This is a genomic window from Pseudomonas sp. SIMBA_067, assembly GCF_046534675.1.
GTDB lineage: Bacteria > Pseudomonadota > Gammaproteobacteria > Pseudomonadales > Pseudomonadaceae > Aquipseudomonas > Aquipseudomonas putida.
Genome location: NZ_JAWRYH010000011.1, coordinates 103,154 through 126,946, shown reverse-complemented (window position 1 = coordinate 126,946; position 23,793 = coordinate 103,154). Strand labels below are relative to the sequence as shown.

The window sequence follows — 23,793 nt, the reverse complement described above, 5'->3', positions numbered from 1 at the left end:
ATACGCCTCGTGATGCCATAGTCTGCCTCATTATGAATCGCTGCTACGGACGTTGGATAAACGATGATCGAACTACAAGGATGTGTAGAAATTTGCGGTCTGGAGTGCCGGCGTGTTGGGCCCTTTGACATAGAAATGATCTGCTCACATCGCCAGGAGATGTTTCTTGAGGCGGGTGGAAATCCTGAAGAACTACAGATCATGACTCAGCACTTTCGCCCATGGTTGTAGAAGCGGCTCGGTGACGGCAGGTATTACGGATTCAAACTCCTGGATGGCGATCAACCGTCGCAACCATTGCCTTGATGAGTATTGACTGGCCTCCCCATCCATCGCACCCAACCCTGGATAAGCGTGGGTATGTGTTGAATGTGTTCGTCGAGCCGGCCTATCGCCGCCGAGGTTTAGCTTCGGCATTAATGCAAGCTGCTGACGCCGAGTTCGCTCGCCGAGGAATCACTTTCGCTGTCCTGCATGCCACCCAGACGGGTAAACCGATCTATGAGCAGAGCGGTTGGACTGGAACGTCGGAAATGGCCAAATCCATCATCTGATAGTGACCTCTTTCGAACGAGAGCGGACGTGTGAATGCTCGGTGATTGCTTCGGTGCTTTTCAATGAGCATCATCGGGGTTCGACAAGGAGAGTCTCTATGCCCAAGCCAGTGCTGCATCTCATCTCAGGAAAAATTGCATCCGGTAAGTCAACGCTAGCCAAAAGCTTGGCAGTTGAAGTATCGACGGTTCTGCTGAGTGAGGATCATTGGCTCTCACGGCTATACCCTGAACAGATTAAGTCAGTAAACGACTATGTGCGTCTTGCGCACCAGATTCGGCAGGTGCTGGGCCCGCTCGTCATCGATCTTCTTCGGGCTGGAGTGACTGTCGTTTTGGATTTACCTGCAAATACTCCTCAAGATCGACTATGGCTGCGCAACCTGGCTGACGCAGCCGAGGTTTCACATTGCGTCCACTACATCGAGGTGGACGACGATACCTGTCGAGAAAGGTTGCATCTTCGCAACCACCGTGGTGAGCATGAGTTTGCGGCGACTGACGCGGAGTTCGATCTGATCACTAGCTACTTTCGAGCGCCACATGAGGATGAAGGGCTTCAGATTAAAATTCACCGACAATGACGATCTCTAATGCGGACTTGGGCCGCTAGCGGCCCACATCGGATGGCCTCTATGGGTCGATAGCAGTCAATCGCGCCCTTCTACATCAACCGGGCGGAGCAGCCGGGCGCCTCAAGTTGCTTGGCCACTTTCATCGCCAGTTCGACAAAGGCTCTCGCTGCAGCCGTTTGGTAAACCCCTCTTCGTTGCATCAGAACAGCAGTGCGCTGCAAGCGCTGCTGGTCAAGCTCGATAGCGACCAGCTGCTCGTGAGCCTGGGCGATGGTGGCCGGCAACAAGGTCGAGAGCGTGGTCCTGCTGACCACTTCGATAAGCGCACTGATGGTATTGGCTTCCACTTGTACGTGAGGGCGAATGTTGTGCTGGCGGCAGTAGCTGTCGATCTGCTCACGCGTGGCAAATTCGGCGCTCAAGAGTATCAACGATTCTGAGTTCAACGCCTCCAGGCCAATACTGGCCGTCGTGGCGAGGGGATGCTGCTTGCCTACCACCAGCGCGAGGGTTTCGACCAAGAGCGCTTGGGCCTCCAGGTCCAGATGATGGCCGTTGTCGAACGCTATGCCCACATCAACCTCGTCGGCCAACAACAATTCTTCCATCGCCTCTTGGGCGATCTCTCGCACCACCAGCGTGATGTTCGGGTAGCGGCCATGGAACGCTTCAACCAGCGGGCCAACGAGATAGCTGGTGAATGTCGGTGTTACCCCCACCCTAAGTGACCCGCGGCTCAGATCGCCGAGGTCATCAATGGCTCGCTTTGCCTCCTGCAGTTCTTGCGCGGCCCGCTTGGCATAGCGCAGATACACCTCGCCGGCATCCGTCAGCCGCGTGGTGCGGCCGGAGCGATCGAACAACGTTGTGCCGAGGCTCTCTTCCAGCTGCCGGACCTGCTGCGACAAGGCCGGTTGAGAGACATGCAAGGCCGCTGCAGCGCGCGTGAAACTGCGATGGTTTGCCACTGCGATGAAGTACTGGATGTGTCGGGCAAGCATGGACGCACCTATAAGATTATCTGATCTACCAGATCATAAATCAGACTTTTACCTTATTGAAAGGCCTGCGTAACCTTTGCTTCAACACATCGCGTCATTCAAGGAGTCAACCATGAAAGACATCATCGACGGGTTTCTGAAGTTCCAGAAAGAGGCCTACCCCGAGCGCGTCAAACTGTTCAAGGACCTGGCCAGCCAGCAGAGCCCACGTGCTTTGTTCATCTCATGTTCCGACAGCCGCCTGGTGCCGGAGCTGGTCACCCAGCGTGAACCCGGAGACCTGTTCGTCATCCGCAATGCAGGCAACATCGTGCCGTCCTACGGACCCGAGCCTGGAGGCGTATCGGCCTCGGTGGAATACGCCGTGGCGGCCCTGCAGGTTTCCGACATCGTCATCTGCGGCCACTCCGATTGCGGTGCCATGACGGCCATCGCCACCTGCAAATGCCTGGACCACATGCCCGCAGTGGCCGGCTGGCTGCGCTACGCCGATTCCGCACGAGTGGTAAACGAAGCCCGCAACCATTTCGGCCCGCAGGCCAAGGTCGAGGCCATGGTGCGCGAAAACGTGATCGCCCAGCTTGCCAACATCCAGACCCACCCCTCGGTGCGCCTGGCCCTGGAAGAAGGCCGCGTGACATTGCATGGCTGGATCTACGACATCGAAAGCGGGCTAATCGAGGCCTTCGATGGCGGTACAGGCACATTCGTATCCCTCGCCCACAACCCCGAAGTACACGCCGTTTCCCATCAACCCAAGCGTGTTGCCTAAGTATTTTTCAACCAAGGAGAAACACCATGATCCAATCGCAAATCAGCCAGAACGCCCGCCTTGCCCTGAGCGAAGTCATCCTTCTGGCCAAAGCCCGCAAAGACCTGTCGTTCTCCCAGATCACCGAAGGCACCGGCTTGTCCGAAGCGTTCGTCACCGCAGCACTGTTGGGCCAGCACCCGTTGCCGGCGACCGCCGCCCAGGTGGTGGGTGACAAGCTCGGCCTCGACGCGGACGGCATTGCACTGCTGCAGACCGTGCCACTGCGCGGCAGCATTCAAAATGGCGTCCCGACCGACCCGACCATCTACCGCTTTTACGAGATGTTGCAGGTGTACGGCACCACCTTGAAGGCGCTGGTTCATGAAAAGTTCGGCGACGGCATTATCAGCGCCATCAATTTCAAGCTGGACATCCAGAAAGTCGAAGACCCCGAGGGTGGCTCGCGCGCGGTGATCACCCTGGATGGCAAATACCTGCCCACCAAACCGTTCTGATCTGGCTGCAACACATGGGCGCGGCCGCAATGTTGCGGCCGAGCCACAACCTGAAGGTGATCAAAAATGAAAGCGTTGTTCGCATTGATACTAGGCGGGCTGTGCAACGTGGCGATGGCGACCGACGTCGAGCATCAGGTCGAGCAGGCACCGGTTGAACAATACAGCTACTCCCGGCACCTCGATATCGCTCGCGTCATTTCCATGAGCCAGGTACCTGATGTCTGCGAGGTGGTACCCGCTCGCATGACGTACGAAGACTCCCAAGGCAATGAGCATGTGCTTGAATACCGCGTGATGGGCAATGGCTGCTCGAATAACTGAGCCCGGCCTTCGCAGCGCGGCAGCACTCTATATGAGGACTGAAGTTGATGGACCTTATCTTTCGCAATGTACGCATTGACGACGCCCAGCCACTGGTAGACGTGGCCGTGCAAGCAGGCAAAATCGCCGAGATCGCGCAACACATCGCCACCACCGCAGCGCACGAAATCCAAGGCGACGGCAAAGTGCTTGTTCCCGGGTTTGTCGAAGGCCACCTGCACCTGGAAAAAGCCAACGTGATGCACCGCAAGGCCAACCGTTCCGGCACCTTGAAGGAAGCGATCGCCGTCACCGCCGAACTGAAGCCCACACTGACCCGTGAGGATATCCGCGAACGTTCGATCCAGGTGCTGCGCGCACTGGTTCAGGCCGGTACCACGCATGTACGTGCCCATGCCGAGTTCGACCCCGCCCAAGGCTTCACCGGGCTCGAAGTGGTGCTGGAGTTGCGCGAGCAGTTCCGAGAGGTGATCGACATCCAGGTCGTGGCCTTTCCGCAAGAAGGCATTCTCAAGCTGCCTGGCATGCAGGCCATGATGGCCCAGGCAATGGAGATGGGCGCCGATGTGGTGGGCGGCATTCCCTACAACGACGTGTCGCCGCCGGAGCACATTGATTTCGTCTTTGACTTGGCCAAGCGCTACGGCAAAGACATCGACTTGCACCAGGACTTCGCCGATGACGCCGAGCACATGACCATCGAGTACGTGGCACGTCGAACCATTGCCGAAGGCTACCAGGGACGGGTCTGCGTTGGGCATTTGACCAGCCTGGCCGCCGCCTCGCCAGCGCGACAGGCACAGGTGATTGCGTTGCTACGTGAGGCCGACATCAGCGTGATGTGCCTGCCCGCCACCGACCTGCACCTGGGGGCTCGGGGTGACAGTCACAATGTCAGACGCACCCTGACACCGGTGCGTGCACTGCGCGACGGCGGTGTCACGGTTTGCCTGGCCACCAACAACATCCGCAACGCATTCACACCGTATGGCACTGGCGACCTGCTGCACATTGCGCAACTGGCCATTCCCGCGTGCCACTTGGGCGGCGCGGATGATCAGGCCACCGTGTTGTCGATGCTCACGACCAACCCTGCCAAAGCCTTGGGCTTGAAACGCCACGGTTTGGCGGTGGGCAATGATGCCGACCTGGTGATGGTGGATTGCCGGGCTGTGGGCGATGTCATTCTCGACCTGCCGACACGGCTGGTGGTACTCAAGCGCGGCAGGGTGGTGGCAACCGCTGAGCACCGCAGGTCAGTCGCATTCTGAGGTCATCGGGGAGTGTTCCAGGGCATGCTCACCCTGCGTCTCCCAGCCCATTAGGCGAAGCCTTTTCTATCCATCTCCGATACTGGCGAGTACGAACGGCCATGGAGAGCTGTTGCAAGATCAGCGCGCGTACTGGTGAAACACTCGGGTCGGGCTTTTTAGCTCGGCTGAGTTTGCGCAATTGGTACTTCACTACTGCCATGTTCGCCAAGGCTGCCAGGGCTTTGTTTTTCCAGGTGATGGGCGGCAATTGCGGGGCATTGTCCTTGCCCTGCAGCCAGTCACGAGGCAAATGCGGGTCGATGGCTAACGCGGTTCCGATGCCCACCATGTCCACACCCCGCTGCACGACGCTTTCGGCCACCGGGCGGCGACGTATACCGCCGGTGACCATCACCGGCATCCTGGCGACGGTCTGGATATCACGGGCGAACTCGACGAAATATGCTTCGCGAGCCAGGGTACGGCCATCGCGCGCGTCACCTTGCATGGCCGGTACTTCGTAGCTGCCTCCCGACAACTCCACCATATCCACGCCCAGGTCGTTGAGCCACCCAACTACCCTTTTCGCGTCATCGGCGGTGAAGCCTCCGCGCTGGAAATCAGCCGAGTTGAGCTTGACCGCCACTGCAAAATCCGCAGAAACCACAGCCCTGACCGCCTTGACGATTTCGAGCAACAGGCGTGCCCTGTTTTCCAGAGCCCCGCCCCACTCGTCCGTCCTCTGGTTGGTCAACGGCGACAGGAACTGGCTCAGTAAATAGCCATGGGCAGCGTGGATTTCCACGCCAGTGAACCCTGCGCGCTCGCCGAGGGCCGCTGAGCAACTCATCGTGCTGCCAGCCGCTGGCATTCATCGGCATCAGTTGGCGGATTTCGTCCAATGAAAAACCCGCCGCCTGCGCCCCGGTGATGATCTGCAGAACCCACTGGGTATCAGGCGCGTAGTCCCTGTAGCCATTTGCTTTGCGCTCGACAGATCTGATCAAGCCGCTTGCCTCGTAGAACCGGATGCGTGACGGTGCCAACCCGCTGATTTTCGCCAGTTCGCCAATTCTCATAACCCACCCTGAAAATGCTATCGACCCTGAGTTGACTTTAAAGCTGGAGTCATCGGTCAGCCAAGCGAATCAGTATTGCCTGGGCCCGCCTACGTCATATTACTTTCACTGCGCGGCCGATGAACTTGACCGGGCCTGTTGGAGCACCAGTAGGAGAGCCCCCCGCTTTCTCAAGGGTCAGCTCGAACAACTGGTTCGGCTCAAGCGCAGGCAAGCGCCTCAGCGGCACGCGGTACTGTTCGCCCGGTTTGACCAACCCCAGCGAAACAGGTGCGCGCCATTGCTCGCCCTTGGTCCAGAACTGCAAGGTCATGCCTTCGGGCACATCGTCCACGCCAAGGGGGATCAGTTCGATCATGCTCGCATCGTTGGCTTGCACTACCCAACCCGGGGCCTGGCCCGACGGCGCCACGAGCACCACCATGTAGGTGGTCACAGGCGGTGCCTTGGTCAACAGCGCCAAGGCCAGAAGCAAGCTCGCTGCAAGCCCCGCAGCGCTCAAGCCCTGCCAGAGTCCAAGCCGCTGCCACCAGCCAGCGCGTGGATGCCTGGGCGGGTAAGCCTCTTCAAGGCTGCGCTCGATCCGGCCCCACAAGCGGTGGCTTGGCGTGATGGGTTCAACCTGCGTGGTCAGTTCGAGCAGTCGCGCCTCCCAGGCATCAACCGCGGCTCGTACGGCCGGCTCCGTTTTCAACCGGTCCTGCATGGCAGCACGCTGCTCGCCACTCAAGGTACCCAGCACATACTCGGCTGCCAGGTCGTCCAGGTCCTCGGCGCTGTCATCACCTGGGGTACGCTTCATGTCATGCACTCCCGCAGGGCCTTCAGGCTTCGCTTGATCCATGCCTTCACGGTGCCCAACGGCGCACCCAGCAGGGTTGCGATTTCGGCATTGCTGCAACCGTCCACATACGCATGCAGGATGCAACGCTGGGGAGAGGGTTGCAGTTGCTCAAGGCAGCGATAGATTTTCGCCGAACCTGACCACAGTTGCAGGTCGTCCAGCTCCGGGGCCAGGGTTACAGCCGCGATCATGCCAGGCTCGCCCAGGTCGGTTTCCCAGCGGCCGTCACGCACGAAGTTCAGCGCCAGGTGACGGGTGATGCTGTACACCCAGCCTCGGGCTGAACCGCGCGATGGGTCATAGCTGGCAGCACGTGTCCAGATACGCACAAAGGCATCGTGAACGATGTCCTCCGCGCTCGCGTGATCGCGCACGATGCGCCGTGCGACGCCCAGCAAACGTGCCCCCTCATGCTCATAGAGCGCCTGCAAGGCGTGGCGGTCTCCTTGGGCACAAGCGGCAAGACAGCCCTCGAAATCAAATGGAACAACGGGCGAATTCAAAATGGGGCGTTCCTTCATCATGAAACCTGGACGGTGCCCTGGCTTAGCGGCCTGGGGCACGTCCAGCAGCGTAGATGATCAATCGCTGGTGTGCCGCTCAAGCCCTCGTCACTTGGCGGACCAGAACACGTAGTCCGCCTGGTACTTGACCATCTGCTGCGCGCCTTTGCTCTGCGCCGTACAGTCCACAGAAGGCGCTACGCCACCGCGCGTCGCCAGGCGCTGGATGTAGCTGACCCCTTGCATCGCGCCCTTGCCCTCGGCAGGGTTGGCCTTGACCAGTTGATACGGGATATCGCCTTTGGCCGCCGGGGCGACGGCAAGCTGGGTGCCGGTCACTTTCGAACCGTCCTTGGCCTGCCAGGTGGCCGGAGGACCAAAATAGTCACCTACAGGTTTGCCGCTGCGATCATTGAGCACCGCCTTGGGGCCGACGAAGATCCACTCCGTCTGGCCTGGCGCATTGGCCTTGTCGCGGCATTCGTAGGTGATCTCACCGACACCGACGGTTTCCAGCATTATGGCGTGGCCATCGGGAACCTTGACCGCCTCCGGGACGCCCGACTGGGCATGGGCGGGGGCAGATGCCAGTACAAGGCAGGCGGCGAGCAGGGAGAAAGCGGGCTTGATGATCATGGGGCGAACTCCGTGGGGGTCATGGGTCAGGCAATCACCGACTGCCTGATAAGAACTACCCATCGGGTGCCGTTCTGGATGCACCGGCTCAACAATAATTTTGCATGCTCGTTATCGATACCGTGCTGACAGCGAAGCAGGTGTACAGGCGTGCCACGGTCGACTGATCACGCCGGGGCAGTTACGCTGGCGTTTTCCACCTGCACGGAAGCGCCAGTGAAAGAGGCATACCAAGGAAGCTGCTTATGCGCAGCGGTCAGTTACCTGCTGCTTACCACGCCAAAAGCTGTGAGCCACTGCCATTGCAGCCAGTGCCGCAAAGGGCACGGGGCAGCATTCGCTTCATACGGCAGCGTTCCGCGCAGCATGCTGCGCATCCTTCGTGGGGCCACCAGTATCAAGACCTACGCGTCTTCGCCGACGGTGGTGCGGGAATTTTGCGTAGAGTGCGGCTCGACCTTGTTCTGGTCACGCTCTGAAGGTGAGTTTGCCGACTGGGTTTCGATAGCCCTGGGCACGCTTGATACACCGTTCCTGCCCAAAAAGCAGAAACATCTGCACGTCGACTCTGCTGCCCCTTGGTGCTTTCCGCTCATCCCGTCTGATTGCAAGAACAGATCAGTTGACCGCTGAGCTCAATGCAACGGCGCTGCCATCCACGGTAGCGTCAGGATAATCCGCAACAGAGCAATCACGGCTAGGCACCTCGATGCCTGAACAACGGATGCTAGCGCTCACCGCACCTTCCGGAGACTTCGCTCGTTGACTGACTCACAGCACAGCCCTGCCTATGCAAAACGGTTCGAAGCCGTGCTTGCCTACATCGACAGCCACCTCGAAGGTGACCTGTCGGTGAATGCCCTGAGCCGCATCGCCAACTTTTCGGCGTTTCACTTTCACCGGCAGTTCACGGCATACATGGGCGTTCCGGTTTCACGGTATGTGCAACTGATGAGGCTTCGACGTGCGGCGCACCAGCTGGTCGCCTCGCCCGCAACACCCGTTCTGGACGCCGCATTCGGCGCCGGCTTCGAAAGCCCCGAAGCCTTTTCCAGAGCGTTCAAGCGTGCGTTCGGCATGGCGCCGAGCGTGTTCGCCAAGGCGCCGAATTGGCAGGCCTGGAGTGCGGTATTCGTTGTTCCACGCCTTTGCAGGAGTATCACCATGCAGATCCGTATAGTCGAGTTCGCCGAAACCCGCGTGGCCGCGCTCGAACACCGAGGGCCGCCCAGCCTGGTCGGTGAAAGCGTTGCGCGTTTTCGCCAATGGCGCATAAACAGCGGCCAGTCGCCGGTGGCCAGCAGCCGCACCTTCGGCATCCCCTACGACAACCCCGACACCCCCCCTCCCCACGCCTTTCGCTTCGCCGTTTGTGGGGAGATGGACGAGGCTGTGCAGCCCAATGAGTTCGGTGTGCATGAACGGGTTATACCGGCGAGCCGCTGTGCCGTGATTCGGCATAGCGGCTCGCCTGACTACATTGGCGAAACCATCTACCCGCTGTACCGGGACTGGTTGCCGTCGAGCAATGAAGAACTGCGCGACCATCCGTTGTTCTTCCATTATTTGAGCGTGTATCCGGAAACGCCGCTGGAGCAGTGGGAAACGGATATCTATGTACCGCTGAAGTAGGCCAAGGTTCGCCTTGGCGGCAGGCCACGGCCTGCTCGCTTGCTGCGCCCCTAGCGCAAGGACAACATCATGGTCAGCGGCGAAAAATCGGGACAGCGAGCAAAACCGGCCTTGCGGGCATAGAAATCGCCAAGCGGTTAATCAAGCGGATGAACCAGAATCGCCGACGAAGGGGCTTGCTCAGCTCCACGGGGCGGGTTTCGACATGACCTTCTCTAGGCACTTGTTATCCTTTAACGCGTTCTGCACCAGTGCCTGCTCAAAGCGGTCGAAGGCTTCGTCGCTGAGAAGATAAACCTGACGGTCCATGATCACCTCTTCTGCTCGCCGGCAGGCAGCATCCAGGATGAAGCTGGTTCTGTCCGTTTCCAGCAGCTCTACCGCCGCATCGATCAGGCTGCGTCTCTTGGTATCCACTCGCATGTTGATCGGTACGGGCTTATCACCCTCGTTGATTTGAGCCGACATGACTATTTCTCCATAGCTGTGGAGCGATCTCCACACAGCGACGGTACCGGCACGTCTAGCTAACGTCTACACGCGTGTATCAATTTGACTTACAAGCGCATGTTGGCCGTAGAGCGAGCGGTCGACCTGTTACCAGACGGATACCAAGCTGTCTTGGTAAACTAGCCAACACCCAGGGCAAGCGCAGATCCTTTTTGTTGCCAGCATTTGCTAAGCCGCCCCCAGCAATTTGCTGCTACGCCCCAAAATCCAGCATCCGGTACCGAAAACGTTGAACGATATGACCGCTAATACAGGCTCTAACCCAACAACCACGCGGCCTGAGCCGTCACGCCGCTTCAGCGTTGCACCTATGATGGATCGTGCCGATTAATTTAGACGACCCAGTCTTTACGGGGGCTGTAGACATGCCAAATATTTGCTGTAGCAAAAATTAAGCAAGGGTGAGGGGATAGCCACATAAGTGGCTATTTTTTGGGCAGGAAAAAGGTGGCACTCCGGTATGGCATTGCCGGTGTTTCTCTTGGCTGGAAACCGGGACCGCAAGAAACCTGATCGGCTGCGTCCTTCATAAAGCTACTCACAGGCAAAGGGCTTGCCGCTTCCCTTTATCACCTAAGCGCCGCCGGGATGATCCTGCGGATAGTCGACAAACAAACCCAGCGCCCAGGCTTCCTCGTGCTCAATCAGCGCCCACATCCTGGCCGCCTCGGCAAGCTCGAGCATGTCGACCAGAACACCATCGTCGATGTCCCGGCGCCGGCGCGCGGCATAGGCCATTTCACTGAGCACAGCCGCTCGCCCATCAGGGTCAGTTACCAGGGCAGTATGGTCATTCAGTTCCGCCACCCAGGCCTGTGGTATTCCCGCCATCATTCTGCCCTGCACCACCAGGACTGGGCGTACAGAACGCCATCGACTTCCTCAAGCCCATTGATGTTGATGCCAAGCTGGGCCATGCCGTTGACCCTGGCGTCGTGCAGGCGCGGGATGATATCGGGCCCGGGCGCTGGGTTGAGCACCCATGCTTGGGTCGATACCCGGCCCAGCGGCTCGCTGTGGTGGTCACCGATGTGGACGTCGGCGCGCAGAGGCTGAACTTTCCTGAGCTGATCAGCTGGGATCGCCGCACCATTCACGCGGCGGCGAACGAGGAGGAAATACATGGGACACCAATACTGTATAAAGATACAGTATCGTATAGGCGAGCCCGGCCCCGGGCAATCGCCGATCAGCGGATCAGTGAAGAGGCGGTAACTCCTTGCCGCGAGCCTTTGCCACAGCGCGAAGCTGGTAGTCGGATACCGCCCGGAACAATGATTCGGCGAGCAGGCGCAGACGCTCGATCTCTTCTGCCGGCGCACCGCGATCTTGAGCTTGGTGATACTCACGCATGGCGTCGATAGCCTGCTGAATCAGCGGCTCGCCAGCCTCGACCATGCCAATGAATGTGCGCTTGTCCATGGTGATTGCTCCTGCCAGCTGACATGGGATACAAATGGCCTTATTGGAGGCCACCCTAGCGACAATGTCATTCTATCGGTGAAAAAAAGTACGATCTATTAAACCGACTAAAGCAACGAAAAGAATCAAGGCAAGCAGCCCTACCACTATTCCCGTCAAGTCCTGCATGAAAAACTTCACACGATGTAGTAGCGAATTATTGAAATAAAGTTCATTACAGCCAAGCTCAATTTCTTCGACAACCTCGGAAGCCAATTCTCTCATTTGATAAGTAAGCTCTTCGCGTCCGGCCTCATCAAAGAAATCAATACCCCTCAGTTTGCCTAGCGAAGTCAAGTTTATAAGCTCACTACCCACATGACCATTGAACTGCTTGATGCGTAGCTCAAGCTCTAACAACAACCCCGTATAGGCCGTTTCACTCAAGTCTGGTTTGAAATTATCCTTAGTCACTTCGCCGTCAACCCAGCCCGCCAAATCTCCCAAACGATCTACAATCTTATCTTTACGTTTTAGAGCTTCAGTTCGTCGGTTTGAGTTATGCTGCAAATACAGGGTGAACATCCACCCAAATAGCAAAACCAACAGCTGACCCGGGAGATTTTGGAAGTTCATTAGTTCAGCCCAGCCGCCGCTTCAATCCGATCTTTGATGAGGGCTTCAATGCTCTTAACAAGACTGTGCGAGTAGGTCAACTTTCGCTGCAACTCCTCGAAGGTAAAATGCTCCTCGCGAATTAGCCCGCCGAAAGCCTCGTCCAAAAATGAGCGACCGTACCTATTGTAACCGTCAAGAACGACATGTACGTGATCAAACTCACGAAGCTTAGGAGCCAGCCATATCTTTCTAAATGCTTCGCCACAACCCTCACCGTCTTCCGGGTATCGACCGTATGGCTTTTTGCTGAACTGCTTGACAACATCAATAGTATAAGTGCTCATATCTCAATATTCCATTGGACTAACGTACCAGGAAACCTTTTCCGCAACTTAGCCTCGGCCGGCTGCTGATTCTTTTGCCTGAAAGTGTAGAGCCCATTATTACTAAACACCCACAACACCCCTCCCTGAGTGTCGTTGACCAAAGCCTTTATACTCTTACTTCCTTGGCCATGCTTCTCCTGATTAGTCCCAGTAACATCATTCTGCATCGAATAATATATGAGCCGCTCATCAGGAACGCGAACCACAATAGGCTTCAGGATTTGAATACCCAAACCATCCAGATCAGGCAAATCCTTAAGTAACTCATCGAAAAGCTTCGGATCTTTATGCTTAACCAACTGAAAAAACCAAGGCTTTTCAACTACAGTTTTTGGAATACCAACCCCGCAATCGTAGATCGCAAGGTAAAGTTTTTTACCAAAGGTATTACACATTAACCACCAGCGCTTCTGTTCTGCCGGAGAGTTGGGGTAAGCATGAAGCCGAACATTATTTATGGTTTCAGATACTGCATCACCATAAACATGCTCCTTGTCTGGGCTCATTTGGTCATCATAAATACGCCCTTGGATGAAATCTACGATTTCGTCCATCTGTTCACGACCGACACTGGAAACAATAGGCATATGCCTAGCGCTATCCAGCGAGTATTTTATTTCCAAACCATGTATAAGCTTATGCAGATTACTCGACCTAATAGCAACGTTGACTGCTGGAGACTTTTGAGAGAAGGAAACCTCCGCCTTTCCTGTTCTACCAGCACCCGCCATCTCAACAGCAGCGTAGACCACAACCAAAGCCGCCGCCGATATCTTTTCAGTCTGAGAGAAATCTATAATACAGTCCCGAGCCTTATACCTGTCCCGGATCGCCTCAATAAACGCCATAGTTTGTAAGTACGGGCTCATCCTCCCCTCAAACTCATATATAGAAATATATTTCGGCGCCTGAATCACATCTTTGTGAAGCAATGGACGAACCGGCTGAACTTTGTCCGGATTATATTTTTTCCCTTTCCGCCCTAGACGACGACGCCACCGGGATTGCCCGATGGCAAAGTTGATTTCCTTGGTATTTTGATCAAGCCGCTTCATCGTCGTCTCAAGGTTCTCAAGGTCTCAGCTCCGACCCCCTGTCTGAACTGGTGCTATAGCGCCCGCCTTCCGGACCGCCGCACAGCAGCGCACAGTACCAAATGCAGCTCAAGTGGTCACTCCTGGCCTTGAATTTAGTAAGGCTCAGCACCTTTGCCGTGCAGCGCGTCGTACTCATGCTCACATTGCCTTCCAGCTATTCTGGCCGAGTCGTAAGCTTTAGCCAGTTCTCCCGCTCGAGCATCAGCCCGTGTGAGCAGGTCGGAGAGCACCATGGCGGCGCGGGTGGCTGCCTGGCCTCGGGCGATAGCGGCGGCATCCGGGCCGGGGCAACTGACGGCGGCAGCGAATTGGGTGGCGTCACTGCGCAGCCGCTGACCAGCAGCATCGGCGTCAGCAGCGCCAGCATCAGCAATCGTTCGTTCTTCCTGGGCATGGGCTCTCGCCTCCTCCTGCGCCGTGGCGCGTCGTAGTTCTTCCTGCCGAGCGCCGCGCTCGCCGATCACTTCGGCCAGCCGGTCACCGCTGTCTCGTTGCGCTGCTGCCTGTCCGGCGTTCGCTCGTTCTACCGAGCGGCCGTGCTGGTAGGCCGCCCAGTGGGATGCCAGCAGCACAGCAACAGCCAATAGGGCCCAGCCCTTCATGCCAAGGCCCGCCGGACACCCTCGTCGATCACCTCGGGCCTGTAAGGGTTGCCGCCGTTCTCGTGGACGATGATGCCCACCACCGCCTCGCGCAGCACCTGCGGCCTTGAGATGTCGATAGAGTCGCGCACGCCAACGCCGAGGCGCTTGGCAATTGCCTGCGCGTAGGCCAGGGTGTTGTTCTCACTGGACGGGGCCCAGCGGCTGATGAACTCCAGCGGGGTGTCGATACCCGGGCGACCTACCCCGGGCATACCGTCCTTGCCCCGGTAGTTCAGCAGCAGCTTGCCCAAGGCCCGGATGCCGTTCTCGGCTTGGTCGAACCTGGCGAAGCGCGGCTTGGCCACGCCCTCCTCTATGCCCAGTTGGCCCTGCCAAGCGTTCCGTGGGTTGAAATCGATGTTGCCGGGGTTGTTGTTGCGTACACCGCGTGGTGTGGTCATAGGTTTGCTCCAGGCACAAAAAAACCCGCGAATGCGGGCGTAAAAGAGTTTGCATTTTTCGATCAGCTTCAACCACTCAACTCAACGTTACAGCTGTGAAGCACAGCGACACCGCTTTCGCTAAGAGAACGAGCAGCGACATCGAAAGTAAGTCCCTCATTCGGAAGATCTATGTGTCCGGACAAGATCTGGCCTACTGCACCACCTAAATTTTGCGTTGCCCCCACGCACGAAAACTGCAACTGAAAAGCATTACGAGAACTTGCTGGACGCATAAAAATCTCAATACGACCGTAAGATCCAGAGGCGACCCGGTAAGTCCCTAGAGGGATAGACTCACCGTTAAGTAAGCGAATCGTCGGTGTAAAAAGTCCGTCTGCTGATTGGGCCCGACAAGTCATAATCACACGAATTGCCTGATCCTGATCAGCCACATACCCAGTGCGTGTTGCCGCGACACCACTTAAAATAGTAGCCTCTCCGGTGCCAGTGACCGACCCTCCTGTATACCTAAGTGTGATATCGCTCCAACGATTCGATCTGTATTGCGAGATATCGTCGACGCCTCCCGCACGACACAAATACCGTCTGATATTGGCCTCTGCACCTACGCCATACACATCCGGAATACCTGGGTTGTCGGCACCGAATCCACCTCGGAGATTCCAACAAATATTGTTCCGATAAAACTTACAGCCCCGCGTATCGATCGAACAATTCGATTTATACCCAAAAAGAGCTGCACCATACGCTGCTGCCGCTTGCAGCTTCCCATTGTTACGGAACTCCGTATAATCAAGAACCGTACTGGAGTCATGCTTGGAGTACAAACCGTATTCAAGGGCATTCCTGACTACGGTATAAGTAGAACTTGTCGCACTTAGCGACATTCGCCCACCCGTATTATCCAGGCCATATCTGGCCCCATCCAAAATCCCCCCAGACACCGTTACAGACCCACCTGGAAGCGCGGAAATATTGGACAATCCGTTACTGTAGAATCCGCAATTCTGGATGAACGCTACGCTCCCTGAAGAGACCGCCAGTGCACGTCGAACCTGCTTAACGTTCGACAAATTTTGATCGTACCAGTTTCTCATACAGAGGTTACTGATACTGATTCGGTTGCCCTGACCAGAAGTAAAGCCACTTATTGCGGTTAAACCAGTTCCATCAAGGAACGCGGTATACGCGCTTGGCTCCACCTGGGCACCTCCAACCGCCGGAAAGTCAAACGCAAGATAATTAGCGCCATTGGCCAACCAGTCTGGCAAAGTTACCGCCTCATTGTAGACACCAGCGGAACCTACGATGATCCATCTTCCTGTAAGCGGCATGTAATTCCGCAATGCCGCTATGGCGCCAGCAAAGCCATTAAGTGGACGCTCAGGACCCAAGCCATCTCCTGTACCTCCCGGCGCCATGTAAAGCTTGTTGATGTCGGTACTCAACGGCTTAAGATTGAACACATTAGAGCCAGCTCTAATACTTCCTGCACCAGCGTGACGAACAGAATGAAGGCCTGATATAGGCTGATCACTCACTAATGGAACGACTCCATTCGACCAATAGAGATCCGCACCATTAGAAACTGCAACAGCGATAGCTGATTCCAAGCCAACTTGACTGACTGCTGAGCCAGAAACTTCAACATAGTCTTTAACTGAGACCACATCGCGAAGTCTTTCCTGAACAGAGCGACTCAGCTGACCTGGGCAATTAGGAGTATATAGTACATTTTCAGCATCGTTCACTTCGCCGACTTGTGGCAGAGCATCTGTGCTATTGGTCATATTATCCGAAATAGCCATTAGACGTCCCCCTCTACCATTTGTTCGAGAGGGTTGGTTACAGAAATAGTTACGTTAACGAAGAAAGGCATGGGTTTCTCCAGGCAAAAAAGTACCGCCGGGTGGCGGTTGGGTTTAGGTGTTGCCGCAAGTCAGGCGGTAGCGCCGACCAGTCAACTTCAGTTGGCCAACTGGCCTGCTCTGGCGCACGGCTCAGCAGTACGCAGAACCGTGCACCAGTCCGTTGGCATTTCAGCCTCCGCCTCGCTGGCCGTCTTTAGGTCCACCGCATCGACCAAAAGCCCTATCGCAGGGCTCAATCGAAGATGTATCTTCAGAAAAGACAAACGGGTCCAAAATCCGGGAGACGTTCGCGCCTCCGGCCTGGGTTTCGGTGAGTCTGGCCATGTTTTCTCCAAGCATAAAAAAGCCCGCGAATGCGGGCATTGATATGAGGCAGGACCTACGGTTTTAGCACCTTGTTTGCCGAAACTGCGAACGCTCGGCGGATCCGCCACTCGTCCATGTAGCGCAGAGTGGCAACCATGCCATCCGGCAGGCTGACCGGCCCCCAGGAGTAGCCGCCTCGCCATTGGTAAGACTTGCCTGCCTGCAGCCGCATCGCATTGGCTGGGTCTCGCTGCAGGAATTTGTGGATAGCTGAGGTGTACTGCTTGGAGCTCGCCGATCCGCCACCTATGATCTTCCCGTAGCCCTCATAGATATGCTCCTCGGCAGCCACCCCATAGTTCCGGTCGATCCATGCCCCCAGCTGGCCATTGGCGCTGGTGGTGAGCACGGCCCACGCATCGGGATACGCCGAAGGCGCACCAGAGTTGACCGTGCCGTCGAACGGAATCGGTGTGGGGAACTGACCGCCCAGGTAGAACAGCGTGTCGTTGACGCCGCTTGTCACGATCTGGCAGGCGTAGTCGATGTAGATATCCACGTCCTCCAGCGCCATGATCTCGGCGTGCACCCCGGCAACGCCGGGCATGAAATCGACCTGGAAGGCCTGCAGCAGCGGGTACCGCCCCAGACTCACAGTGTTACCAGCCATCAGCTTATTGAGGATGCGGCAAGTGACCCGGCTGGCCGTTCCGCTCGACCCGGGCACCAGGGTGACGCCATCGGCCTCAATCACGTAGGCGACTGAAGCAGCCGTCACCTTGCCGTCCACCAGGTGGTTGCCACCGGTGAACTCAAGGGTTGGCCAAGCGTCGCCGTTGTTCACGGCGTCGAAGATCATGGGCGGCAACCAGTCGGTAGCGAACGAGCTGATTACCCCACCATTCAGGATCACCTGGGCAAAGTTGGCCAGGCTGTTGGCACCGTTCAGGCCGAAGACGAAGCCTCGAGTACCGACCCCATCCGGCCAGCTCAGGGTAAGGCGCATCGACGAATCAACGCTGTAGGTCACTCGGGAGGGCGTGCCGCCGCTTGTTACGGGGAACTCGTAGCAGGCCGGGTCGATTACCTGCGAGTACCCGTTTTGGAAAGTGGCATTCATCCCGTATTGGGTGCCATAAGCCTGCAGCTTGGAAGCGTCCAGCACCAACTCGATGCGCACATCGGTCTTGGTGTTGATCAGCAGCGTCTGAATGCCCAAGGTGCGGTCGATCGTCGGCTGCGGGTCGGACAAGGCCGAGATGCTGTTGCCTGTAGTGATGGCCGAGACGTCATAGCCCGCAATGTCTACCTCTTCCACGATCCAGCCATCAGCTGCCGGAACCACGGCAGCGTTGCCGTTCTGGAAATACCGCAGGCCGTAGTACTTGCCACGCTTGGCGTTGATGACCCGAGCGTTGAGGATCACGTTAGTCTGCAGCGGGCTTGGAGTCGATACCGAGCCGCCGCGACTGGTGTTGCGGAAAGGCACGATCTGCCCAGCGTTGAGGCTGATCGAGTTGGTCGATTCGCTTTTGGCCGGGATGTAGCGGCTCGGGTCAATGATGTAGCTGTAGCCCGGGTTGATCGTGTTAGCCGCACCGATGAAGGTGCCATAGGCCGGCAGCTGGGCCGTGTCCAGGGTGATCAGGATTCGCAGGTCGATCGCCACCGTACTGGCCAGCACCACTGTCTGGATGCCGTCCCGAGCAATTGTAGGGGTGCCCGCATCTACCACACTAATGACTTGGGTAGCAACGTTGGCGGCCGTCTCGTAGTTGGCCTGGTCAATCTCTTCGATGATCCAGCCGTCAGGCTTGGCCGAGGGCAAAGCGGTGCTACCGTTCACGAAGTAGGCCAGACGGTAGTACTTACCTGGGCGTGCGCCGATGATGCAGATGTTCAGGATCGCCTTGCTGAAGGCGGTCGGCTCGGCACTGGTGGTGCCGTTGCGGGTCATCTTGCGCAGCGGGTAGACCTTACCCCGGTTGATACTCAACGAGTCATCTCTGATGACTGGGGGGGCCGAGTAACGAGATGGATCTATGATCCAGCTTCGGCCATTTGTGCCCGTGCTGCTAGAGTCGATAGCAGTTCCAGAGGCAGGCAGTGCACTGGCATCTACCACGATCTTGAATCGGAGATCTGGCCGCAGATTCGGCGTAACGATCAGCGTCTGAACTCCGCCAGTTCGATCGATGTTCGGCGCCGGATTGGTATACGAGTGAATTTCCGTGACTGCGCCGGTAGATGCATAGGTCGCTGGGTCGGCCTCGTACAGAATCCAGCCGAATTCATAGCTCCCCCCCAAACTGGCGCCGTTCTTCTGGAGAGAGATGAGGTAATACTTGGTCAGATCAGCCCCAAGCACTTCGCAGTTCAGCAGGAAGCGGTTCATCACCGGGTTTGCTGGCGATGTCACGCCACCCCGGTTCATCGGGCGAAGCGGGTAGGCCTTGCCTTTGTTGATGGTCAGCGCATCCGCCAGCCAGGACAGCAACGACGAGACCTCGACCGCGACCCCAGCGTCGTTTCTATAGCGAGTTTCGAATACGTCGCCGGTGCCTGGTACCGAGAAGAAGCGATTGCTGGTGCCGGTGCCGCTGGTGGCGGCCAAGCCGGCGGCCACAGTGGTATAGGTCCCCATGCTGGCAAGGAACTCGGCGTAGATCTTTTTCAGTGTCGGCTTGGAGATGCCGTTGATGGCGACAAAATCGGCATCGGACAGGAACAGCGAGTTTGCATTGGCCACAAGCTGCTGGAACAGCTGCAGGGATTCTGCGCCGGTCATATGTTTCCTCTCATATCCCGGTGGGCCGGGCGGTGTTAAATCAGGCGGATGGCGACTGGTCGTCGTAGGTGTAAACGCGGGCGTCGTAGGGCATGCCCTTCATGGCGACGTTGCCGTTGGCTGGGTCTGAGCTGGTGATCAGGGTTGGGTACGCCCACCGGGCAGCCGGGCCGAACAGGATGTGCGGCGGCTCAAGCGGGCCGTCGACCACGGGCGTGAAGTCAAGGGCGTCAACCCTGACCGTGTACTGATCCACCTGCGTGGCAGTCCAGGGCCCAGATAGCGTGCCGTCCAGCTTGCGCACGCCGATCAGGTGCTCGCCGCCAGCACTGAAGTCCAGCGGTTCCGATGAGATCAGCAGGGTTCCCGCTCCAGTGACCTCGAAGGCCAGCAGAATCGCGCTCTGGCATCGCTTGGGAGCGTCATCGGCAACGGCGGCAAAGCTCAGGTAGCCGCTGTTGCTGCCGTCCATTTCGGTTTCCCAGGTGTAGGTATCGGTCCGGAACTTCTGGTGTCCACGCCGGCGCATGCCGATGCGCCACGCTCTTGTCCTGTCGCTGATGCCTGGCATCTTGATCTTTTCGACCTTGGTGCCAAGATCACCCGGCCAGCGGCATTCGACCGTCTCCCATGCCCACGTGATGCGCGAGAAGAACTCCACATCCACGCCGTCGAAGTCGTTGATCGACGGCATGGCGCCGCTGATCTTCAGCATCTTGGTCATGTTCTGTGGCGAGTAGGTCTGCGTCTTCGGGCCGTAGGTCACGTCGAACGCGGCCCGGGCACTATCCCGAACCGGGCGCAGCAGGCCCCGGAAGGTAACCAGTTCACCGAAGCTGCACGCCAGCGCGTTGTTGATCATGTCCTTGACCGTGATCGTCGAGTCCAGCGTCTCATCGTACGTATCGCCACGGGCCACGCAGATCTCATGGAAGGCCTGCCACTCGGGCAGGTCCAGGTCATCATCCGTGTACCCGCGCTGCTTCAGCTGGTAGATGCAGTACGGCACGATGTCGCGGGTTGGTCCGGTGCCGCCCTCCATCAACGGCAGGATTCGGGTTGCCTCGACACTGATCTGGCTTTCCGACTGCGCAGAAAGGCGGTCGCCACCCCGGATACTGCAGGTCATCACCGTAAGGCCTGGGTAGCTTGTGGGTGAGTTTTGCATTCGCCCACGCAGCGCCGTCCAGGTCGCGTCATCCCGGGCTTCCTCGTTAACGCGACCGGGTCGGTCAACGTAAAGCTCCCGAATCCTGCCCTCGGCACGCATTGGGTATGGGGCAGTCGTGCGATTGGTGAAGCCCTGAGCATCGAGAGATCCGCCCGTGTGGGCCTTCTCGATCACAGTCCAGTCGCCCGCGACGTCCATATCGCGATATTCGAATACGTGATAGGCGGTAATTTCATAAATCTGACCTTCACGACCTATTCCGCATAATCCGTTCGCGAAAGTGACTGTCCATTCGATGTCTGTAATCTTCTCCCCTTCAGGGCACAAGGCAAATGGCCCGCGATATCCACCCTGCAGGTTCGAGGGGTCCAGCGTGATCAGGCCATTCACCGTCTGCATGGCGTTGAAGCCTGGCCACCCGGTGTCGGCAGCCCCTGACGAGGTCAGGCGTTCGACCTCGATCAGACTGGTACTGAAGGCTGCGATCCGGTACCGCAGGCCACGCGGGCCTATGGTTGCAAGGCCCTGGCCCAACGCCAAGCCGACCACTGGCGAGCCGCCGTCGTAGTCCAGAGTCATCTCGGCTGGCTGCTCCGGGATGGCACTGGTGGTTGCCGTGCCGGTGACGCCCGCTGGCGAGGCTCCCAAGATAGTGGTCGCGCCAGTTGCGGTGATGGCCTGGCCGGCGAACGGTGTCAGCTCGACAATGCGCAGCACACTGCCGCTCACTTGCGCCTGGAACGGCTTACCGCTGAACTGCGTATTGAGCGCAGAGACCAGCCCGGACAGGTTGGTCGTCGCGGTGTTCAGCGTAATCGGGTAGCTAGTCGCGCCGCGGAACAAGGTGAAGCTCAGCGAGGTGACGTTGAAGTCGTACCGGGTTGGCGCCGCTGAACCGGCCAGCATCGATGCCGTGCCAGGGTTGGCCGGCACTGCAGGGCTGTATGGCGTGTAGCTGTGCACCACATACAGACCGGCGTTCGCCCCTGCGACCTCGATCAGCATGCCAGGGGCTGGGTTCAGCATTTCCAGCGGACCGCGAACGATGTCACGACCCGCTCCGCCGTCAATCACGGTGTAGGTGTATGGGGCGAGAACGCGAATGATGATGCCGTTCGACCAGTCGGCCGGGAACTGGCCTGAGCCGGCCGGCACGCTGATCGTTTCTCCAGCGAACTGATACGCCGACGCTGTGGCGGACCGGGTAATGTCGGTGGCCATGGTCAATTCCAGGCCCGCAGAGCCGCTGGAACTGGCTCCTACCTCGGGCGCATTGAACCAGTTGATGTGTGCCGGATCGGCGGACAAATCGGCGCCCGGCGGATAGATGGTGAAGGTTGCGTCCGCGCCCAGAGAAATAAGTGGGGTTTCGCCAACCTTCACCTTCGCCAGCGGAATGTCGTACTCGCCCTCACCGATATACAGCAGCATCTCCACGCGCAGGTCACGCGGCGCGACATGCGCGCTACGGGGCTGAGCCAGGTAGGAGCCATAGGTGCGCTGGTGCCCGGCGATCTGCCGCACCGGGTCGCCCAGCTTGACCTTGTTGCCCTTGGCGCTGGCATCCATCAGGGGGTCGCCCTGCTGGGTGCCTGCACTGGACGGCATGCCGGGCATCTTCGGCATTATCGCCTTGAGCACGGCCTTTGCGCCCTTAAACAGAGCGAATGTGATCGAGAACGGGTCGGTGCCTTTCGGCTCGCGGTAGATCTGGAGCAGGTCAGACGGCTTGAACTTCACCTTGTGCCACAGGTGCTGCTCGATCACCTCATCATTGAGGACAACGCTGATCGGTGGGCTTTCCCGGCGCTCATATGACGGAGCCAGGGCCTTCAGCCATTCCTCGATGGACATGCGGCGGCCGGTCTTCCAGGTGCCGAGCGGCGCCGTATCACTCAGCTTGTTCGGGTAGAATTCTACAGCCATCGGTAAGTTTTCCTGTTGGCTATATTCGATATGACTGGTGACGAGGTGTTAAACCGTGCAGCCAGGTCAGAGAGCTTCGCCCCAGCGGACCTGAGCTCACGAATCAGCAAGACCTGAGCCTCGGTAAACATGCCAACCGACAGCGCGATCTTCCGCCTTTCCGAATCGCCTCTAACCCTGGAGCGCTGGTGATCTGCTATCGCCCGCCTGCTTTTCTCGGTATGCCTTTCCCCAGACCGGTCAGCGGCCGCGATCTTTTCGCGAATGTCTGCAGGCCTGTTGGCCCAAGCGGACTTCATCTTTTCAATGGTTTCTGGGCTATGGCTGTAACCGGCCGGCGATCCGGCAACGCGATGGATGTTGTACTCGGGAGCAAGGCAGTCAATTGCCCTTTGCTCATAGAAGAGAAGGTCTCTTTTCTCGCAGATCAAAATCTTCGAAAACTCAAGGCTCGACTCGCCGTATTTGTCGTAAGCGCTTTGAAGATGCCTATTTCTATGGCGTCCGCCCCTTAAAGAATTCAGATGAACTGATTTCCTAACCGGATAGTTTGAGGCGCTTCCGATGTAGGTCTTACCGCTAACCAGATTTCTGATCTGATAGATGCACGTCCTGTAGCTTGTCACGGTAATAGACCACCTTGGGATGAGCGGCTTCGAACTCGCCGGTTGTCCGGAGGCAGGCGCCACCGGGGTTTGTGTCCAGCACCTTCAGTCGGCCCTCGCTCAGAAGGACCGTGCCGACATGCAGAAGCGCTTCGCCGCGCAGAACCGCTGCAATTGCGCCGGGCTCTGGCCTGCACTCTTCCATGGCCTTGCGCAGCACGCGGTATGCCTTCGTGTTCGCGCGAATCTTGTCCTTGCCCACGCCGCCCAGGGATGGCAGCAAATCCAGCCCGAAGAACTCGTGCCGGATCGCGCGACACAGCCCCCAACAATCGAAGGCAATAGGCCCCCGTGCGCCCTCGCGATACGGGGCGCGCATGAATTTCTCGATCATGG

Annotated in this window: 25 protein-coding genes and 3 pseudogenes; 8 read left to right on the top strand and 20 right to left on the bottom strand. The window is 57.9% G+C overall.

What is annotated here, in order from left to right; genetic code table 11:
- Window positions 1-63: 63 nt before the first annotated feature.
- Window positions 64-554: pseudogene (locus tag SB765_RS22245) on the top strand (GNAT family N-acetyltransferase).
- Between the two features lie 98 nt (window positions 555-652).
- Window positions 653-1,138, top strand: a complete 486-nt coding sequence (locus SB765_RS22240) for an AAA family ATPase (protein ID WP_410912125.1) — start codon at window positions 653-655, stop codon at window positions 1,136-1,138.
- A gap of 80 nt (window positions 1,139-1,218) precedes the next feature.
- On the opposite strand, the gene cynR is transcribed toward SB765_RS22240, so the two are convergent.
- Window positions 1,219-2,130, bottom strand: coding sequence for a transcriptional regulator CynR (gene cynR, locus SB765_RS22235; RefSeq protein ID WP_341798069.1), 912 nt, complete (start codon window positions 2,128-2,130; stop codon window positions 1,219-1,221).
- Between the two features lie 112 nt (window positions 2,131-2,242).
- Between cynR and SB765_RS22230 the strand changes: the two genes are divergently transcribed.
- The 4 genes from SB765_RS22230 (at window position 2,243) to SB765_RS22215 (ending at window position 4,994) form a co-directional block, all read left to right on the top strand.
- Window positions 2,243-2,902 carry a carbonic anhydrase gene (locus tag SB765_RS22230; protein WP_016500698.1) on the top strand — a complete coding sequence of 220 codons (660 nt, stop codon included), beginning with the start codon at window positions 2,243-2,245 and terminating at the stop codon, window positions 2,900-2,902.
- Window positions 2,903-2,928: 26 nt separating this feature from the next.
- Window positions 2,929-3,399 carry a cyanase gene (gene cynS, locus SB765_RS22225; RefSeq protein WP_241799459.1) on the top strand — a complete coding sequence of 157 codons (471 nt, stop codon included), beginning with the start codon at window positions 2,929-2,931 and terminating at the stop codon, window positions 3,397-3,399.
- Between the two features lie 66 nt (window positions 3,400-3,465).
- The gene (locus tag SB765_RS22220; RefSeq protein WP_061203827.1) at window positions 3,466-3,723 is read left to right on the top strand and encodes a DUF2790 domain-containing protein; all 258 of its coding nucleotides are present in this window, start codon (window positions 3,466-3,468) and stop codon (window positions 3,721-3,723) included.
- Between the two features lie 47 nt (window positions 3,724-3,770).
- Window positions 3,771-4,994, top strand: coding sequence for an amidohydrolase family protein (locus SB765_RS22215; RefSeq protein ID WP_410931956.1), 1,224 nt, complete (start codon window positions 3,771-3,773; stop codon window positions 4,992-4,994).
- Window positions 4,995-5,022: 28 nt separating this feature from the next.
- Here the strand turns inward: SB765_RS22215 and SB765_RS22210 are convergent.
- The 5 genes and pseudogenes from SB765_RS22210 to SB765_RS22190 all read right to left on the bottom strand — a co-directional run.
- Window positions 5,023-5,817: pseudogene (locus SB765_RS22210) on the bottom strand (tRNA-dihydrouridine synthase); the annotation flags it as partial.
- Window positions 5,810-6,055, bottom strand: a pseudogene (locus tag SB765_RS22205) (MerR family transcriptional regulator); the annotation flags it as partial. The pseudogenes SB765_RS22205 and SB765_RS22210, both read right to left, overlap by 8 nt.
- A gap of 94 nt (window positions 6,056-6,149) precedes the next feature.
- Window positions 6,150-6,857: an anti-sigma factor domain-containing protein gene (locus SB765_RS22200; RefSeq protein WP_410931955.1), complete on the bottom strand. Its 708-nt coding sequence runs from the start codon at window positions 6,855-6,857 to the stop codon at window positions 6,150-6,152.
- The gene (locus SB765_RS22195) at window positions 6,854-7,402 is read right to left on the bottom strand and encodes a sigma-70 family RNA polymerase sigma factor (RefSeq protein WP_410931954.1); all 549 of its coding nucleotides are present in this window, start codon (window positions 7,400-7,402) and stop codon (window positions 6,854-6,856) included. The genes SB765_RS22200 and SB765_RS22195 overlap by 4 nt, the downstream gene beginning before the upstream one ends.
- 108 nt (window positions 7,403-7,510) lie before the next feature.
- On the bottom strand, window positions 7,511-8,038 hold the full coding sequence (locus tag SB765_RS22190; RefSeq protein ID WP_341798065.1) for a DUF3455 domain-containing protein: 528 nt from the start codon (window positions 8,036-8,038) through the stop codon (window positions 7,511-7,513).
- Between the two features lie 216 nt (window positions 8,039-8,254).
- Here SB765_RS22190 and SB765_RS22185 point away from each other — a divergent pair, with 216 nt between their 5' ends.
- Window positions 8,255-8,671 carry a GFA family protein gene (locus tag SB765_RS22185; protein ID WP_341798064.1) on the top strand — a complete coding sequence of 139 codons (417 nt, stop codon included), beginning with the start codon at window positions 8,255-8,257 and terminating at the stop codon, window positions 8,669-8,671.
- Between the two features lie 129 nt (window positions 8,672-8,800).
- A complete protein-coding gene (locus SB765_RS22180; RefSeq protein ID WP_410931953.1) occupies window positions 8,801-9,670 on the top strand; it encodes a GyrI-like domain-containing protein in 870 nt (289 codons plus the stop codon).
- Window positions 9,671-9,850: 180 nt separating this feature from the next.
- Here SB765_RS22180 and SB765_RS22175 read toward each other — a convergent pair whose 3' ends face one another.
- The 14 genes from SB765_RS22175 to SB765_RS22110 all read right to left on the bottom strand — a co-directional run bounded on the left by SB765_RS22175 (window position 9,851) and on the right by SB765_RS22110 (window position 23,791).
- Window positions 9,851-10,138 carry a DUF1778 domain-containing protein gene (locus SB765_RS22175; RefSeq protein WP_341798062.1) on the bottom strand — a complete coding sequence of 96 codons (288 nt, stop codon included), beginning with the start codon at window positions 10,136-10,138 and terminating at the stop codon, window positions 9,851-9,853.
- Window positions 10,139-10,753: 615 nt separating this feature from the next.
- Entirely contained in the window at window positions 10,754-11,014 is a 261-nt protein-coding gene (locus SB765_RS22170) for a hypothetical protein (protein WP_410931952.1), read from the bottom strand.
- Window positions 11,011-11,304 (bottom strand): hypothetical protein, encoded by a 294-nt coding sequence (locus tag SB765_RS22165; RefSeq protein WP_410931951.1) that lies wholly within the window; start codon window positions 11,302-11,304, stop codon window positions 11,011-11,013. The genes SB765_RS22170 and SB765_RS22165 overlap by 4 nt, the downstream gene beginning before the upstream one ends.
- A gap of 73 nt (window positions 11,305-11,377) precedes the next feature.
- Window positions 11,378-11,602 (bottom strand): hypothetical protein, encoded by a 225-nt coding sequence (locus tag SB765_RS22160; protein WP_410931950.1) that lies wholly within the window; start codon window positions 11,600-11,602, stop codon window positions 11,378-11,380.
- 72 nt (window positions 11,603-11,674) lie between these two features.
- Window positions 11,675-12,217: a hypothetical protein gene (locus SB765_RS22155; RefSeq protein WP_410931949.1), complete on the bottom strand. Its 543-nt coding sequence runs from the start codon at window positions 12,215-12,217 to the stop codon at window positions 11,675-11,677.
- The gene (locus SB765_RS22150; protein ID WP_410931948.1) at window positions 12,217-12,543 is read right to left on the bottom strand and encodes an STAS-like domain-containing protein; all 327 of its coding nucleotides are present in this window, start codon (window positions 12,541-12,543) and stop codon (window positions 12,217-12,219) included. Before SB765_RS22150 ends, SB765_RS22155 begins: the two co-directional genes overlap by 1 nt.
- Window positions 12,540-13,640 carry a hypothetical protein gene (locus SB765_RS22145; protein WP_410931947.1) on the bottom strand — a complete coding sequence of 367 codons (1,101 nt, stop codon included), beginning with the start codon at window positions 13,638-13,640 and terminating at the stop codon, window positions 12,540-12,542. Before SB765_RS22145 ends, SB765_RS22150 begins: the two co-directional genes overlap by 4 nt.
- Window positions 13,641-13,774: 134 nt before the next feature.
- Complete coding sequence (locus SB765_RS22140) at window positions 13,775-14,284, bottom strand: DUF2514 domain-containing protein (protein WP_410931946.1); 510 nt, start codon at window positions 14,282-14,284, stop codon at window positions 13,775-13,777.
- Window positions 14,281-14,727 (bottom strand): structural protein P5, encoded by a 447-nt coding sequence (locus SB765_RS22135; RefSeq protein WP_410931945.1) that lies wholly within the window; start codon window positions 14,725-14,727, stop codon window positions 14,281-14,283. The genes SB765_RS22140 and SB765_RS22135 overlap by 4 nt, the downstream gene beginning before the upstream one ends.
- Window positions 14,728-14,795: 68 nt before the next feature.
- Complete coding sequence (locus tag SB765_RS22130) at window positions 14,796-16,538, bottom strand: hypothetical protein (RefSeq protein WP_410931944.1); 1,743 nt, start codon at window positions 16,536-16,538, stop codon at window positions 14,796-14,798.
- A 442-nt stretch (window positions 16,539-16,980) separates the two neighbouring features.
- The gene (locus SB765_RS22125) at window positions 16,981-19,695 is read right to left on the bottom strand and encodes a hypothetical protein (RefSeq protein ID WP_410931943.1); all 2,715 of its coding nucleotides are present in this window, start codon (window positions 19,693-19,695) and stop codon (window positions 16,981-16,983) included.
- Window positions 19,696-19,735: 40 nt separating this feature from the next.
- A complete protein-coding gene (locus SB765_RS22120) occupies window positions 19,736-22,792 on the bottom strand; it encodes a host specificity factor TipJ family phage tail protein (RefSeq protein ID WP_410931942.1) in 3,057 nt (1,018 codons plus the stop codon).
- A complete protein-coding gene (locus SB765_RS22115; protein WP_410931941.1) occupies window positions 22,783-23,418 on the bottom strand; it encodes a GIY-YIG nuclease family protein in 636 nt (211 codons plus the stop codon). Before SB765_RS22115 ends, SB765_RS22120 begins: the two co-directional genes overlap by 10 nt.
- Complete coding sequence (locus SB765_RS22110) at window positions 23,372-23,791, bottom strand: hypothetical protein (RefSeq protein WP_410931940.1); 420 nt, start codon at window positions 23,789-23,791, stop codon at window positions 23,372-23,374. The genes SB765_RS22115 and SB765_RS22110 overlap by 47 nt, the downstream gene beginning before the upstream one ends.
- Window positions 23,792-23,793: the final 2 nt, after the last annotated feature.